Consider the following 16,041-nt stretch of genomic DNA (forward strand, 5'->3'; position numbering starts at 1 on the left):
CTGCAGCGAGAGACAAGGTCCGGGCTTCTTGCTAGGCTTGGGGGAATGAGCATTTCCGTCCATCCCGACACCCCGCAGACCAGGCCGCTGCCGCGCGCGGCCGAGGGCGGCGTGGCGTCCGGCGAAGCCGGGCCGGGGATCAGGACCCGACTGTTCACCAAATATGTCGCGCTGTTCGTGGCCGTGGTTGCCGTTGCCCTGCTGGCCAACGGGCTGTTCGAGGTTCTCTTCTACTATCGGGAGCACAAGGCCGCGCTGATCCGGGTCCAGCATGAGCAGGCTGAGGCGGCCGCCGCCAAGATCAGCCAGTTCATCAAGGAGATCGAGAGCCAGCTCGGCTGGACCACGCAACTGCCGTGGTCGGCGGGCTCGATCGAGCCGCGCCGTTTCGACGCGTTGCGGCTGCTGCGTCAGGTGCCCGCCATCACCGAACTCGCCCAGGTGGATTCGAGCGGCAGGGAGCGTCTGCGAGTCTCGCGTCTGGCGATGGATGCGATCGACAGCGGCATCGACCTCTCGGACGATCCCAAGTTCACCCAGGCCGTCGCGCACAAGGTCTTTTACGGGCCGGTCTACTTCCGCAGGGATTCCGAGCCCTACATGACACTGGCGCAGGCCGGCGCGCGCAAGGATGCCGGCGTCAGCATCGCGGAAGTCAATCTCAAGCTGATCTGGGATGTCGTGTCGCAGATCAAGGTCGGCGAGCACGGGCATGCCTATGTCGTTGGTCCGGAGGGACGCCTGATCGCGCATCCCGATATCAGCCTGGTCTTGCGCAACACCGATCTTTCGGGACTTGCGCAGGTGCGCGCTGCGCTTGCCGGCGGCGCCATGCCGGATGCCTTGCAGGAAGCGACCAACATCCAGGGACAGAAAGTCCTGACGGCGTCCGCGCCGATCGCTCCGCTCGGCTGGACCATGTTCGTCGAGCTGCCGGTCGAGGAAGCCTATGCGGCGCTCTATGCCTCGCTGGAGCGCCTTGCGATTGTGCTGCTCGGAGCCTCGATCTTCGCGGTGCTCGCCGGGATTTTCCTGGCGCGCCGCATGGTCGGTCCGATCCAAGCGCTGCGCACGGGGGCCGAGCGGATCGGCGGCGGCGATTTCGCCCAGCGCATATCGATCAAGACCGGCGACGAGCTCGAGGAGCTCGCGGACCAGTTCAATCACATGGGCGAGCGCCTGCAGGAATCCTACGCCGATTTGGAAAAGAAGGTCGAGGTACGTACGGCCGAATTGACGGAATCGCTGGAGCAGCAGACAGCGACTTCAGAGGTGCTGCAAGTGATCAGTTCGTCTCCGGGCGAACTCACGCCGGTGTTCCAAAAGCTGCTCGAGAATGCCACGCGGGTCTGCGGCGCGAGTTTCGGCATCATGAATCTGTGGGACGGCGAAGGTTTCACCATTGCGGCCGACTACAACGTGCCGCCTGCGTTCGCTGCTTCGCGAAAAGATGTAGCGATCCGTCCTCATCCGGAGAGCGCGCTCGCCGCCGTCGTCAGGACAAATCAGGTTGTTCACGTCCACGATGTGAAGAACACACCTGCTTATATTGCCGGAGGTTCAAGCCTTCGTGGAATCTCGGACGTGGCCGGTGCGCGCACAATCGTCGTCGTGCCGATGCTGAGAGAGAGCGAGTTGATCGGCACCATCGCAGTCTATCGTACGGAGGTCCGTCCGTTCACCGACAAACAGATTTCGGTGGTCGAGAACTTCACGAAGCAAGCCGTCATCGCCATCGAGAATGCGCGGCTGTTGAATGAGTTGCGCAAACGGACGATGGAGCTATCGCAGTCCCTTGATGAGTTGCGTGCGGCTCAGGGCCGCCTGATCCAGACAGAAAAGCTGGCTTCACTCGGACAGCTCACGGCGGGAATCGCTCACGAGATCAAGAACCCGCTCAATTTCGTCAATAACTTCTCCTCGGTCTCGACCGAGCTGATCGAGGAGCTCAAGGAAGTTCTGCAAGGGGCTTCTCTCGACGACAAGACCAAGGACGAGGTGGGCGAGCTGACCGAGATGTTGCGCGGAAACCTGGAGAAGGTGGTGCAGCACGGCAAGCGCGCCGATTCCATCGTCAGGAACATGCTGCTGCATTCGCGTGAAGGCTCAGGCGAGCATCGGCCCGCCGACATCAATGCGATCGTGGAGGAGAGCCTCAATCTCGCCTATCACGGCGCGCGTGCCGAAAAGCCATCGTTCAACGTGACGCTCGCGCGCGACCTCGATCCGGCCGCCGGGATGGCTGACGTCTATCCGCAGGAAATCACCCGCGTCTTCCTCAACCTGGTCTCCAACGGATTCTATGCGGCGACCAAGCGCAAGGAGAGCGCTGCCGACGGCTTCGAGCCGACCCTGAGTGCAGCGACGAAAAACCTCGGCAACAGGGTCGAGATCCGGATTCGCGATAACGGCGTTGGTATTCCTGAGGAGGTGAAGGAGAAGATGTTCAATCCCTTCTTCACCACGAAGCCGGCCGGCGAGGGCACCGGGCTTGGACTGTCCATGAGTCACGACATCGTCGTGAAGCAGCACGGCGGCACGATCGACGTGAACTCTACGCCCGGTGTATTCACCGAATTCATCATCACCCTGCCGCGCATGATGGCGGCAGGCGGGACGCCCGGAGGCAAGATTTGAACGTTTACATCCTGGTCGTCGACGACGAACCCGACGTCGAGGCGCTGTTCCGGCAGCATTTCCGACGTGACTTGCGCGCTGGTCGCTTTCACATGGAATTCGTGCTTTCGGCGCCCGATGCGATCAAGCGCGCGGCAGAGGTGCGGGATCCCTCGTTGATCCTGATCCTGTCCGACATCAACATGCCCGGCATGAGCGGGCTCGACATGCTGCCCAGGGTGCGTGCCGACCATCCGCATGTCCCGGTCATCATGATCACGGCCTACGGCGACGTCGAGACGCGCAGGAAGGCGATCGAAGGTGGCGCCACCGGGCTCCTCACCAAGCCGATCGACTTTGTGCAATTGCGCCAGGAGATCGATACCAGGCTCGAGCAGGCGGCATGATTCCGACCATTCTCTTCGTCGACGACGAACCGGATCTGGAAGCGCTGATCCTGCAAAAGTTCCGCAGGCAGATCCGCGACGGGCTGGTCAACTTCATCTTCGCGCGCGATGGCGTCGAGGCGCTGGAGTCGATCGAGCAGAATCCGCTTGTCGACCTCGTGGTCTCGGACATCAACATGCCGCGCATGGACGGGCTGTCGCTGCTGCAGAAACTTCAGGAGGCCGAGGACAAGAAGTCGACCATCATCGTCTCCGCCTATGGCGACATGAACAATATCCGCACCGCCATGAACCGCGGCGCGTTCGACTTCTTGACCAAGCCGATCGATTTTCTCGACCTGGAAACCACGATCGAGAAGACGGTTCGGCATATCGAAATGCTTCGCGAGGTGCGACGGCGCCAGATGGAAGCCGAGCGTGCGCATGCGGCGTTGTCGCGTCATTTCTCGCCCGAGCTCGCCAAGCGTCTGGCGGCGGGTGGCGAGGGTGAGGGAATCGCGGTCCAGTGGCGTGACGTCGCGACCATTTTTACTGATATCACCGGATTCACGTCGCTGGTCGAGAGCGCGCCGCCCGAGACGTTGGGTGAGCTCCTCAACGAATATGTCGGCGGCATGACCGAGGTGGTGTTCGCACATGAGGGGACCGTCGCCAAGATCATTGGCGACGCAATTCAGGTGCTGTTCAATGCACCCGGCGATCAGCCTGATTATGCGACGCGTGCGGTCGCCTGCGCCCACGATCTCGATGCCTGGGCGCAGGACTTTTGCGCGCGGCAGAGCGCAAAAGGCGTGAATTTCGGCACCACCCGGATCGGCATTCACGCGGGTGCGGCGCTGGTGGGCAATTTCGGCGGTAACCGCTTCTTCGATTACACCGCCTATGGCGACACCATCAACACCGCCGCACGGCTGGAAGCTGCGAACAAGCAGCTTGGGACACGAATTTGCGTGAGCTCCAGTGTCGCGGAGCGGGCCGAGAATTTCAAGGGCCGTCCTGTGGGTGAGCTGGTGCTGCGCGGGCGTAGCGAGTCGTTGCGCGCGTTCGAGCCGCTGCCGCGGGAAAAATTCGAGGCGCCGGCGACGACGCAATATTCCGAGGCCTTTGCCAAAATGGAGGCGGGTGATGCCGCTGCCATGCCGGCGTTTGCCGCGCTGGTCGGCATGCACGCCGACGATCCTCTCGCCGGATTTCACCTGAAGCGCCTGCTCAACGGCGGCAAGGGCATCCGCATACAATTGGAATAGGGGGCCACATGACGCGTCAATTTTCAGCCGGCAACTATCGGTTCATTCCCTCCGTGTTCCAGTATTCGGCTGGTGCCGCTGCCGATGACGGCCATGAGATCGAGCGCGTCAGATTCGATCGCCTTGTGCCTCTCGCCGAGGGCTTTGCGCTGGCTGCAAAATACATCCAGGCGCAAGGGCGTCCGCTGACGGCCTTCTGTGCCTGCGAGCTGCGCTCGCCGGCCGCCTTTAGCGAGGAAGGCTTTCGCGCGTTCAACCTGCACTACGTCAAGACGCTGTCGGAGTGGGGCATCTTCGACGGCACCACCAATCCGGTAGCGCGCAGCAATGTCTGTCCCGAAATCGATCCGCCGTCCGAACCGTCATTCTACGCGTTCTCGTTCACGCGGCCGACGACTTCGAGGGCGCCGTCCTTTGTGATCGCCGGCGGTGCCGAGGCGCGCGAAGGCAGCGGTACCTATGTCGAGCGCACGGTACGCTATCGCGACCTCAGCCCGGAGGGTTTGCGCGAGAAGGTGCGGTTCACGACGACGGCGCAGATGGAAAGCCGGATGACGGCGTTCGGTTTCGGTTGGAAGGACACCACCGGCGTGCAGGCCTATTCCGTGCACGACTTCCATCACGCGCTGGCGGACGAACTGGTCCGCCGCGGCGCGCTTCGTTCGGGGCTCACCTGGCACTTTGCACGGCCGCCGGTGGTCGATCTCGAATACGAGATGGATTGCCGGCGCGTGATGCGCGAGGTGTTGATCTAACGCTGGCGCGGGTCGAGCGCGTCGCGCAGGCCATCGCCGAGCAGGTTCAGCGACAGCACCACGAGGAAGATCGCAAGTCCCGGCCAGATCGCCATCCAGGGGGCCTGGGTCAGGAAGCGTTGCGCCGCGTTGAGCATGCTGCCCCAGGACGGCGCCGGCGGCTGTTGGCCCAGGCCAAGGAACGATAGCGCGGCCTCGGCGATGATGGCGGCCGCGATCGACAAGGTCGCCTGGACCAGCAGCGCGGGCAGGATGTTCGGCAGGATGTGCGAGAAGGCGATCCGCCAGCCGGGATTGCCGAGTGCCCGCGCCGCCTCGACATAGTCTTCGGCCTTGACGCTCAACACCTGACCGCGGGTCAGGCGAATGAAGACCGGGGTTGCCGAGATGCCGATTGCGATCATGGCATTGCCAAGGCTCGGGCCGAGAAACGCTGCAAGTGCAATCGCCAGGATCAGGAATGGGCAGGCCAGCATCGCATCGGTGATCCGGCTGATCAGCGCATCGACGAATCCGCCGCGATAGCCTGCAAGGAGGCCGAGTGGCACGCCGATCCCGAGTGCGATCGTGACCGAGATCAAGCCCGCAAGCAGCGAGGCCCGCGCGCCGTAGACGACGCGGCTGAATATATCGCGGCCGAGCTCGTCGGTGCCGAACCAGTGCGCAGCGGTCGGCGGCTTGCGCACTAGGCTCCAGCTCGTTGCGATGGGGTCGAAGGGCACGATCAGGGGCGCAAGCAGTGCGAGCAGGATGAAGATGGTCAGGACCACGAGGCCAGCGACGGCGGCCTTGCGCTTGAACAGGCGGCGCCGCGCCCGGCGCGCCGGGCTATCCAGCTCATCGACTTGCACAAGGGGGCCGGACAGGGCGGCGTCGGTCATGGCCTAGCCCCGCAGCCTGGGATTGACGAGAATGTAGGCGACGTCGGCGATCAGATTGAGCGTGATGTAGACGGTGGCGGTCACCAGCACCACGCCCTGCACGACCGCGTAGTCGCGATTGAATACGGCGTCCACGATCAGCTTGCCGAAGCCGGGAATGGAAAAAATCTGCTCGGTCAGAACCGCGCCTGACAGCAGTGTGCCGAGCTCGAGTGCGCCGAGCGTAATGATTGGCGTCAGCGCATTGCGCATGGCATGTTTCAGGATCACCGAGCGTTCGGACAGACCTTTGGCGCGCGCGGTGCGGACATAATCGCTTTCCAGCACCTGAAGCATGGCGCTGCGGGTATGCCGCATCAGGATCGCGGCAATGGCATTGCCGAGCACGAAGGCCGGCATAATGGTGGCGGCAAGGCTCGCGCGCCAGTCCTCGGTCAGCGGCACATAGCCCGAGGCCGGCAGCCAGCCGAGCTCGATCGAGAACAGGAAGATCAGCATGATGCCGAGCCAGAAATTCGGCGTCGAAATGCCCCACAGGGCGAAGAAATTGGCGCCGTAGTCCCAGGCCGTGCCCTTCTTCACGGCCGCGACGATCCCGGCGGGAATGCCGATCAGGAACGCGATGATGATCGCCATCGAGCCCAGCTGGAGCGTCACCGGCAGCTTCTGCGCGATCAGCTCGCGCACCGGCATCTTGTTACGCAGCGATTCGCCGAAGTCTCCGACAAGTACGCCCTTGATCCAGTAGGCGTACTGCACGGGCACGGGTTGGTCGAGCCGGTACTGGTGCCGGATCTGCTCGATCACGGCCGGATCGCGCTCTTCGCCCGCCATCACCAGCGCGGGATCGCCCGGCAGCAATTGCTGGAGCGAGAAGATCAGCACCGACACGAAGAACAGTGTCGGTACGATCTGCGCAATCCGGCGGGCAAGGAAGTTCAGCATCCTCTCGGCGTCACTTCAGCTTGAGGCCGATGACGCGCACGAGCCCGTCGGGCATCTGCCTGTAGCCCTCGAGCTTGGTGGTGTGCGCGATGATGATGCGGCGGTGGTAGAGGTACAGGATGGCCTCGTCGTCGAGCTCCAGCTTTGCAAGCTTCTCGTAGATCGCCTTCCGCTGGGCCATGTCCGAGGTGAGGCGTGCATCGTCGAGCGCCTTATCGGCCTCGGTATTGGCCCAGGCGCTGTAGTTTTGCGGTGCATCCTTGTGCAGGAAGACATAGGAGTTGCCGTCGGGATCGATGCGGCCACTCCATGCAAGCATGAAGGCCTGGTAGTCGCCTGCCTCCGCTTGCTTCAGCGAGGTGGCAAACTCGGTCACACGGATCTTCAGGTCGAATCCGACCTCGGCCGCCATCGATTGAACCACCTGCGCGACGGCCTCGGTCTCGGCGCCCTTCGGCACCAGGAAGTCGACGTTGACCGGCGGCGTGACGCCGGCTTCCTTCAGCAGCGCCTTGGCCTTCTCCACGTTGCGGGGGCGGATCGGAAAGGCCTTCTGATAGTAGGGATGATCGGGATTGACCCATTGATTGCCGGGCTGGAACTCGCCGTTGAACACGACCTGGTTGATCGCTTCACGATCGATCGCAAGGTCGAGCGCCTGCCGCACCTTGGCAGATTGACTCAGGGGTCCCTTGGCCTTGTCCTTGCCGATATTGAGCGTGATGCCCTGATAGCCGAGCTCGATAGCGGTCGCGACCTTCAGCCGTGAGTCTGCGCGCACATCCTTGAGGTCGGTGGCGAGCACGCGCTCGATCAGATCGAGGCCGCCGGATTTCAGGTTCGCGAGCCGAACGGTGGCGTCGACGATCGGCTGGAATACGATCTTGTCGATGAAGACGTTATCCTTGTTCCAGTAGTCCGCGAACTTCTCGAACACGATGCGGTCCTGCTGGACGCGTTCGACGAATTTGTAGGGGCCGGCGCAGACCGGGTGCAGGCCGAACTTGTCGCCTTCGGCTTTCGCCGCTTTCGGCGAGATCATCATGCCGGCGCGATCGGTGAGCTGGGCGAGCAGCGGTGAAAACGGCGACTTCAGCACCACCTTGATCGTGAGTGGATCGACGACCTCGATGTGGTCGACCGAGGCGAGCTCCGGCTTGCGAAACGAGCCGGGGAGGGTCAGATGGCGCTCGAGTGAGAATTTGGCCGCTTCCGCATCGAACGGCTCGCCGTCGTGAAATTTCACGCCGGGCCGGAGCTTGATGACGAGGCCCTTGCCGCCATCGACGGTCTCGCTCGACAGCGCGAGCTGCGGCACGATGTTGAGCTTCTCATCGATGTCGAACAGCTTGTCGCAGAAGGCGGAAAACACGATGCGGCCGACGTAAGTGCGCGCCATGGTCGGGTCGAGGATGTCAGGGTCCTCGGCAAGGCCGATGCGCAAGGTGGTCTGGGCCTGAGCGGCTCCAAGCGACAGCAGGAAGGCGGCGGCCGTTGCGGCCAGGCGAAACATCTTCATCGGACAGTCCCCATTGCTCCGGCTACGTCGTTGTCAGCCTTGCACTCTGTATACCAACACCAGCCGGGTCGACGCCTTCCTTCTTTCGGCTGAAGGCTGCGACTAATTTTGCCAGTGCCGGCGTGAATCCGGCCGCTGCGGGCAGGATCGTGTCGGCCGGAGGCAGTTCGCCGACACGATGGCAGGCGGTGGCGTGTCCGGCGCCGTCGGTCGTCAATGCCGGTGCCGCGGTGCGGCAGCGGTCGATCACGAAGGGACAGCGGGTGTGGAAGCGGCAGCCGGCGGGCGGATTGAGGGCGCTCGGGATCTCGCCTTGCAGCACGACCTTCGCCCGCTTGGCGTGAGGCTGTGGCAGCGGGATCGCGGACAACAGCGCGCGGCTATAGGGATGGCGGGGCTGGGCGAACAGCGCGTCGGCGTCGGCCGTCTCGACGATCTGGCCAAGATTCATCACCGCGACGCGGTCGGCGATGTGCTTGACCACGGCGAGATCATGCGAGACGAAGATGTAGGCCAGACCAAGCCGGTCCTGGAGCTCGCGCAGCAGGTTCAATATCTGCGAGCGGATCGAGACGTCGAGCGCCGAGACCGGTTCGTCGCAGATGATCAGCTTTGGCTCGACCGCGAGCGCACGCGCAATGGCGATGCGCTGGCGCTGGCCGCCGGAGAATTCGTGCGGATAGCGCCGCGCCAGCCGCGGCTCGAGGCCGACCAGCCGCAATAGCTCCGCGACGCGTTCGCGCCGCTGTGTTGCCGGGACGAGATCGTGCAGCGCCAGCGGTTCGGTCAGGATCTGGCCGACCGTCATGCGCGGATTGAGCGAGGCGTAAGGATCCTGGAAGATGATCTGTGCCTCGCGGCGGAATTTTCGGAGCGCATCGGCATCGAGCGAGAGCAGGTCACGGCCGTCGAACCGTACGCTTCCTGCATCCGGCTCGATCAGCCGCAGCACCAGCCGGCTGACGGTGGACTTGCCGCAACCGGATTCGCCGACCAGCGCCAGCGTCTTGCCGGCCTCGAGCGAGAAGCTGACACCGTCGACCGCTTTGACATGCGCCAGCGCCCGGCCGAACAGCGAGCGCTTGGCGACGAAATGCTTGACCAGGCCTTCGACCTCGAGGAGTGCCATCACGACACCAGCAGTTCGAGCGGCGCGCGGATGCAGCGCGAGAGGTGTCCGGGGTTGATCTCGACCAGCGGCGGCGGAGCCTCGGTGCAGGCTTCCAGCACGAAGGGACAACGCGCGGCGAACCGGCAGCCGGCGGGCGGCTGCGCCATGTTCGGGACCATGCCCTCGATCGTCGCGAGCTGGTCGGCGCGATGATCGAGCCGCGGGATCGAGCCGAGCAGGCCGACGGTGTAGGGGTGCTGCGGCGCGGAGAACAATTCGTCCACCGGTGCGCGCTCGACGATTTCGCCGGCATACATCACTGCGACCTCGTCGCAGACTTCCGCGACGACGCCGAGATCGTGGGTAATAAGGATGATCGCGGCGCCGCTCGCGGCCTTCAACTCGCGCATGAGGTCCAGAATCTGGGCCTGCAAGGTGACGTCGAGCGCGGTAGTCGGCTCGTCCGCGATCAGAAGTTGCGGATCGCAGGCGAGTGCCATCGCGATCATGACGCGCTGACGCATGCCGCCCGACAGCTTGTGCGGATATTCATCGATCCGCCGCTCGGGCGAGGGGATGTGCACGCGGCGTAATAGCTCGATGGCTCGCTCGCGCGCGCTCTTCCGCGAGCCGCCGCGGTGCCGCAAAATGGTCTCGGTGATCTGGTCGCCGATGGTGAAGCTCGGGTTGAGCGAGGTCATCGGCTCCTGGAAGATCATCGCGAGCCGGTTGCCGCGGAGGTCGCGCAACGTCTGGTCCGGGGTCTTCAGCAGATCGAAACCGTCGAAGCGGATCGCGCCAGAGATCTCCGCCGTCTGCTTCGGCAGCAGCCCCATGATCGCCAGTGAGGTCACGCTCTTGCCGCAGCCGGACTCGCCGACGAGGCCGAGCGTCGCGCCATTGGCGACACTGAGATCGACGCTGTCGACCGCGCGGGTAATGCGGCCATCGTCGCCGTGAAAGCGGATACGCAGGTCCCTGATCTCGATGAGAGGGCTCGCGCTCATGCCTGCCGTGCCTGCGCTGCTTTGATGCTGGCCTCGATGACGCTGCGATCGGTATTGCCGGCCGGGTTCTGCCGTGTCGGCATTGAGGAGCGGAAGTGGACCCAGAGCTCATGGCTGACCCGTTCGAGCCGCTCGAGCTCGCCGAGCGGATCGGGATGATCGTCGGCGCGGATGTCCAGCGCCGGCCATTCCTCCTCGCAGTGAATCAGGAGCGCCGCGGACTGCTTGCCGCGCTTGTCGCCGCCAGCGGCTTCGCCCGCACGCATTGCCGCAAGCAGCCGGCGCGGGAAGGGCAGACTGTCATTGGCGATGTAGGTCTTCGCCGTCTCGGTGAGCACGTCAGCGCCTGCGAGCATGTTGCCCGCGATCGAGAAGCCGCTGCCGGCAAGATGTCCGCACCAGTCGACACAGTCCCGTCCCGTATGCGCGGCGAACGCGCCACTCGCATCCATGATGTGGATCTGGCGGCTCTCGCGCCCCTCGTCGGTTGCGAGCAGGGCGGCGAGCACGTCGTGCGCGTTCAGGCCTTCGCGGAGCAGCTTGACGCCGTCGATGCCGTAATAAGGATTGACGAAGGCCTGGGTCGCGATGGCACCGAGGCCGGCGGCGATATAGGGCACGCGCGCGCCGACGGCGAAGAAGCGAGTCGCGACGGCAATGCCGAACTGTCCGGTGGCAGGGTCTCGCGCGATGATCGACCAGGTCATGTGCTGCCTTCAGCGCCCCGCGGCGTAGCCCTGCATGCCGCGCGGATTGGCGGCGGCGCGGCGGCGCACGCCGACGCGAGAAGCCGCGGTGAGGCGGCCTTCGGACCAGTCCGGGCCGACCTCGACGATGTGCCCGCGTTCGCGCAGGTTCTCGATCGTGGCTTTCGGTACACGGTTCTCGACCACGAGCACGCCGGGGCGCGCCGTGCGCGGCCAGAACGAGATCGGGAAGTGCTCGGAGTGCCAGGCCGGCGCATCGATGGATTCCTGGAGGTTGAGGTTGCAATGGACGTGACGCAGGAAGAACTGCGTGATCCACTGGTCCTGCTGGTCACCGCCGGGTGAGCCCCAGGCGAGGTACGGTTCACCATCGCGCAGTGCCATGGTCGGCGATAGCGTGGTGCGCGGCCGCTTGCCCGGTGCGAGAGAGCCGGGATGGTTTTCCTCCAGCCAGAACATCTGGGCACGGCTGCCGAGGCAGAAGCCGATCTCCGGAATCACGGGCGAGGATTGCAGCCAGCCGCCCGACGGTGTCGAGGACACCATGTTGCCGGCCTTGTCGATAATGTCGAAATGTACGGTGTCGCCGCGAACCTCGCCGAAGCGGCCGACTGTCGGCTCACCCGCTCCGAGCGCGCCGACCGCTTCGCGCTGCCCTTCGGCACGGCGCAGTTTGACCACGCCGCCGAAGCCTTCGACAGCGCCGGGTACGAAATCGAGTGATGCCTTGTCGGTGACGAGCTTGCGGCGCTGGTCGTTGTACGTATCTGACAACAGCGTCGCGATCGGGATCTCCGAGAATTTGGGATCGCCGTAAAATTTTTCGCGGTCGGCGAAAGCGAGCTTCGCGCATTCGATCTGGAGATGGATGAATTCCGGTCCGGTCGGATCAAGGCCGTCGAGCGCAAAGCCCTTCAACAGCGCGAGCTGTTGCAATGTGACCGGGCCCTGGCTCCAGACGCCGGCCTTGCAGACGGTGTAGCGGCCATAATCGTAAGTGAGGGGTGCCTCGACGGTCGGCTGCCAGCGCGCCATGTCGTCGGCGGAGAGCACGCCGCGATGCGGGGAGCCGCTGACGTCCATCACTTCCTGCGTCCGGCAGAACTTGTCGATGGCTTCGGCAACGAAGCCTTGCGACCATGATTTCCGCGCGCGTTCGATCTCAGCGTCGCGACCGCCACCGCCGCTCTCAGCCTCGTTCAGGATCCGGGTGTAGGTCGCAGCTAACGTCTTGTTCGTGAAGATCGTGCCGGGCCTCGGCACCTCGCCGTTCGGCAGATAGACCGCGGCCGAGGTCGGCCAGTGCTTGCGAAACAGTTGTTCGACCGTCTGGATCGTGGCGCAGGCGCGCTCGACCAGCGGGTAGCCGTCGCGGGCGTAGGAGATCGCGGGCTCCAGCACGTCGCGCACGCGCATCGTTCCGTAGTCGCGCAGCAGCATCATCCAGGATTCGAAGGTGCCGGGGACGCAGGCGGCGAGCAGGCCGGTGCCGGGCACCATGTCGAGGCCTTCGCTCTTGTAGTGCGCGATGGTGGCGCGCGCGGGGGCCGGACCCTGGCCGCAGATCACCTCGGTGCGGCCGCGCTTCACGTCATGCACGATGACCGGCACGTCGCCGCCGGGACCGTTGAGATGCGGCTCGACCACCTGAAGCGTGAAGGCGGTGGCGACGCCGGCATCGAACGCATTGCCACCCTTCTCGAGGATGCTCATGCCGACGGCGGTCGCGATCCAGTGCGTGGAAGCGACGACCCCGAACGTGCCCTCGATCTCGGGGCGCGTGGTGAAGGGATCCGGATTGACGTTACTGGCCATGGGCTACCTCATTTGCGGCGCGCGCAATTGAACACAGGCGATGCCGTGCCGCCAATGCGCCAATAGCATGGCACGCGCGCGTTACGCCGGGACCGGCGCGGTGTTGACCGCGTGGCAGGCGACGCCGTCGATCAGTTTTGGAACTTCCTTGCGGCAGAGGTCGAACGCCAGCGGGCAGCGCGGGTTGAAGGCGCAGCCGGGCGGCGGATTGATCGGGTTCGGAATCTCGCCCTTCACAGGAATGCGCTGGCGGCCGCTCATGGCAAGATCGGGCACGGCGCCCAGCAGCATCTTGGTGTAGGGCATGCGAGGGCGGGCAAACAGCTCGCGTCCTTCCGCGATCTCGACGATCCGGCCGAGATACATCACGCCGACCCGGCTCGCCATGTGGCGGACCACGGCGAGGTTGTGGCTGATGAACATGTAAGTCAGGCCGAACTTGTCCTGGAGGTCGCGCATCAGGTTCAGGATCTGCGCCTGAACCGAGACGTCGAGCGCAGAGGTCGGCTCGTCGCAGACGATGAACTCGGCGTCGGATGCAAGCGCCCGTGCGATCGCGATGCGCTGACGCTGGCCACCCGAGAACTCGTGCGGGAATTTCAACCGATCGTCGGGGTGCAGGCCGACAAGGCTGAGCAGTTCGCCGACGCGAGCCTGGATGTCGCGCTCGCCCTGGATCAGGTCGAAGGCGCGGATCGGTTCGGAGATGATGGCGTCAACCCGGAACCGCGGGTTCAGGCTCGCATAGGGATCCTGGAAGATCATCTGGATGCGCCGGCGCAGCTTGCGTCGCGCTTGCGCCTGCCGTGGATCGGTCATGGAGACGCCGTCGATCAGGACGTCGCCGGCGCTCGGTGGCAACAGACCGACCACCATTCGCGCCACCGTGGTTTTGCCCGAGCCGGACTCGCCGACCAGCGCAAAGGTCTCGCCCTTCCTGATGTCGAAGGTGACACCGTCGACGGCCTTGAGATATTCGAGGTGGCCGCCCTCGAGCACACGGTTGAGCCAGGGTTTTGAGACGTCGAATACGCGGCGCAGATTGGTGGCCTGGACAAAAGGCGTGCTCATGCCGCTGTCTCCGCCGGCGCCGTATCATAGAGATGGCAAGCAACTGATTGCGTGCCGCGCGACAGGGGCTCCGGCCGGTCCACCCGGCAGCGGTCGAAGGCGGAGGCGCAACGCGGGTTGAATGAGCAGCCGGGCGGAATCGCCGACAGCCGCGGCATCGAGCCTGGAATCTGCACCAGGCGCTTGTCGTCGCCCGCAAGCGTCGGGATCGCGCCCATCAGGCCCTTGGCATAGGGATGTAGCGGGTTCCTGACGACGTCCTGCACCGGGCCGATCTCGGCGACGCGGCCGGCATACATCACCGCGACGCGGTCGGAGGTTTCTGCGATCACGCCCATGTCGTGGGTCACCAGCATCACGGCGGTGCCGTGGTCGCGCCCGAGCCGCTTGATCAGGGAGATGATCTGCGCCTGCACGGAGACGTCGAGCGCGGTGGTCGGCTCGTCTGCGATGATGAGCTCCGGCTCGGCACAGATCGCGAGCGCAATCACCACGCGCTGGCGCATACCGCCGGAGAATTCGTGGGGATAACCGTCAATGCGCTTTTCCGGCGCGGGAATGCCGACTTCGGCCAGCAGGTCGATGGCGCGGCGGCGCGCGGCCTGTTCGGAGAGATTGAGGTGGGTCCGGATCGTCTCCACGATCTGGTCGCCGACCTTGTACAGCGGATTGAGCGACGTCAGCGGATCCTGGAAGATCATGCCGATCCGCTTGCCGCGAATGCGGCGCATCTCTTCGGGCGGCAGATTGTCGATGCGCAGGCCGGCGAGGCGAATCTCGCCGCCGGCGATACGGCCGGGCGGATCGATCAGCCCGATCACAGAAAGCCCGGTGACGGATTTGCCGGCGCCGGATTCGCCGACCACGCCCAGCACTTCGCCCTTGGCGATGTCGAAGGAGACGCCGTCGATGGCGCGCAGCGTGCCGCGGCGGGAGGCGAACTCGACCTGGAGATTGCGGACAGAGAGAACGGGCTCGGTCATGAACGCTGCATACTCATCGGAGTTTGGGGTTGAGTGCGTCGCGCAACCAGTCGCCGAGCAGGTTGATCGACAGGATCAGCGCCGCCAATGCGATGCCGGGGAATGCGACGATCCACCATTCGCCTGCGAACAGATAGCCGTTGCCGATGCGGATCAGCGTGCCGAGCGACGGCATGGTCTCGGGCATGCCCGAGCCCAGGAACGACAGCGTTGCCTCGGTGATGATAGCGAGCGCGAGATTGATGGTGGCGATGACGAGGATCGGTCCCGTGGTATTCGGCAACACGTGGCGCAGCATGATCACCGGAGCGGGCAGGCCGATCAATTGGGCGGCTGCGACATAATCCTTGTTCTTCTCGACCAGGACCGAGCCACGCACCGTGCGCGCGTACTGCACCCAGAAGCTCAGGCCGATCGCGAAGACCAGGACCGCCAGCATGCTCATCTCGTCGAGCCTGTTGCCGAAGACCGATTTGGCGACGCCGTTGATCAGAAGCGCGATTAGGATCGCCGGAAAGGAAAGTTGCACGTCGGCGACGCGCATGATCAGTCCGTCGACGGCGCCGCCGAAATAGCCGGCCGTCAGCCCGAGCAGGATGCCGAGCGCACCGGACAAGACGACACCGAGCACGCCGACGAGCAGAGAGATACGCAGGCCGTAGAGGATCGCGGACAGCACGTCCCGGCCCTGTTCGTCGGTGCCGAGCAGGAACGGGCTCTGGCCATCGGCGGTCCAGAGCGGCGAGATGCGCGAATTCATCAGCTGGAGCTGCGCCGGGTCGAACGGATTTTGCACCGACAGCACCGAGGCAAAGATCGCGACCAGGAAGAACAGCAGCGTCACCGCCGCCGCGATCATGGTGATCTTGGAGCGGCGGAACGAATAGAACAGGTCGCTGTCGAGCGCGCGTCTGAACCAGCCTGGTGCGGTCGCAGCGCGCTTCTCGGTGGGATGCGGAACGACGGCCTCGCTCATA

Annotated in this window: 14 protein-coding genes; 4 read left to right on the top strand and 10 right to left on the bottom strand. The window is 64.5% G+C overall.

The features are described from left to right. Window positions 1–45: 45 nt before the first annotated feature. The 4 genes from JQ631_RS02785 to cnbZ are packed head-to-tail and all read left to right on the top strand — an operon-like array spanning window position 46 to window position 5,025. A complete protein-coding gene (locus JQ631_RS02785; protein WP_212323802.1) occupies window positions 46–2,637 on the top strand; it encodes an ATP-binding protein in 2,592 nt (863 codons plus the stop codon). Then, window positions 2,634–3,023: a response regulator gene (locus tag JQ631_RS02790; protein ID WP_212323804.1), complete on the top strand. Its 390-nt coding sequence runs from the start codon at window positions 2,634–2,636 to the stop codon at window positions 3,021–3,023. Before JQ631_RS02785 ends, JQ631_RS02790 begins: the two co-directional genes overlap by 4 nt. Beyond that, entirely contained in the window at window positions 3,020–4,270 is a 1,251-nt protein-coding gene (locus tag JQ631_RS02795) for an adenylate/guanylate cyclase domain-containing protein (RefSeq protein WP_212323806.1), read from the top strand. Before JQ631_RS02790 ends, JQ631_RS02795 begins: the two co-directional genes overlap by 4 nt. Window positions 4,271–4,278: 8 nt before the next feature. Beyond that, entirely contained in the window at window positions 4,279–5,025 is a 747-nt protein-coding gene (cnbZ, locus tag JQ631_RS02800) for a 2-amino-5-chloromuconate deaminase CnbZ (RefSeq protein WP_212323808.1), read from the top strand. Here cnbZ and JQ631_RS02805 read toward each other — a convergent pair. The 10 genes from JQ631_RS02805 to JQ631_RS02850 form a co-directional block, all read right to left on the bottom strand. Further along, the gene (locus JQ631_RS02805) at window positions 5,022–5,906 is read right to left on the bottom strand and encodes an ABC transporter permease (RefSeq protein WP_212323810.1); all 885 of its coding nucleotides are present in this window, start codon (window positions 5,904–5,906) and stop codon (window positions 5,022–5,024) included. The two genes, cnbZ and JQ631_RS02805, sit on opposite strands and share 4 nt — an antisense overlap. A 3-nt stretch (window positions 5,907–5,909) precedes the next feature. Then, complete coding sequence (locus tag JQ631_RS02810; protein WP_212323814.1) at window positions 5,910–6,851, bottom strand: ABC transporter permease; 942 nt, start codon at window positions 6,849–6,851, stop codon at window positions 5,910–5,912. A gap of 10 nt (window positions 6,852–6,861) precedes the next feature. Then, window positions 6,862–8,370, bottom strand: a complete 1,509-nt coding sequence (locus JQ631_RS02815; protein ID WP_212323815.1) for an ABC transporter substrate-binding protein — start codon at window positions 8,368–8,370, stop codon at window positions 6,862–6,864. A 22-nt stretch (window positions 8,371–8,392) separates the two neighbouring features. Then, complete coding sequence (locus JQ631_RS02820; RefSeq protein WP_212323821.1) at window positions 8,393–9,499, bottom strand: ABC transporter ATP-binding protein; 1,107 nt, start codon at window positions 9,497–9,499, stop codon at window positions 8,393–8,395. Then, window positions 9,499–10,488 carry an ABC transporter ATP-binding protein gene (locus JQ631_RS02825; RefSeq protein WP_212323823.1) on the bottom strand — a complete coding sequence of 330 codons (990 nt, stop codon included), beginning with the start codon at window positions 10,486–10,488 and terminating at the stop codon, window positions 9,499–9,501. The genes JQ631_RS02820 and JQ631_RS02825 overlap by 1 nt, the downstream gene beginning before the upstream one ends. Continuing rightward, a complete protein-coding gene (locus tag JQ631_RS02830; protein WP_212323825.1) occupies window positions 10,485–11,195 on the bottom strand; it encodes a DUF1028 domain-containing protein in 711 nt (236 codons plus the stop codon). The genes JQ631_RS02825 and JQ631_RS02830 overlap by 4 nt, the downstream gene beginning before the upstream one ends. 9 nt (window positions 11,196–11,204) lie before the next feature. Continuing rightward, on the bottom strand, window positions 11,205–13,010 hold the full coding sequence (locus JQ631_RS02835; RefSeq protein ID WP_212323827.1) for a gamma-glutamyltransferase family protein: 1,806 nt from the start codon (window positions 13,008–13,010) through the stop codon (window positions 11,205–11,207). An 81-nt stretch (window positions 13,011–13,091) separates the two neighbouring features. After that, on the bottom strand, window positions 13,092–14,081 hold the full coding sequence (locus JQ631_RS02840) for an ABC transporter ATP-binding protein (RefSeq protein WP_212323828.1): 990 nt from the start codon (window positions 14,079–14,081) through the stop codon (window positions 13,092–13,094). After that, entirely contained in the window at window positions 14,078–15,064 is a 987-nt protein-coding gene (locus JQ631_RS02845) for an ABC transporter ATP-binding protein (protein WP_212323830.1), read from the bottom strand. Before JQ631_RS02845 ends, JQ631_RS02840 begins: the two co-directional genes overlap by 4 nt. Before the next feature lie 13 nt (window positions 15,065–15,077). After that, the gene (locus JQ631_RS02850) at window positions 15,078–16,040 is read right to left on the bottom strand and encodes an ABC transporter permease (protein WP_212323832.1); all 963 of its coding nucleotides are present in this window, start codon (window positions 16,038–16,040) and stop codon (window positions 15,078–15,080) included. Window position 16,041 lies beyond the last annotated feature (1 nt).

This window comes from Bradyrhizobium manausense, from assembly GCF_018131105.1.
Taxonomy (GTDB): domain Bacteria; phylum Pseudomonadota; class Alphaproteobacteria; order Rhizobiales; family Xanthobacteraceae; genus Bradyrhizobium; species Bradyrhizobium manausense_B.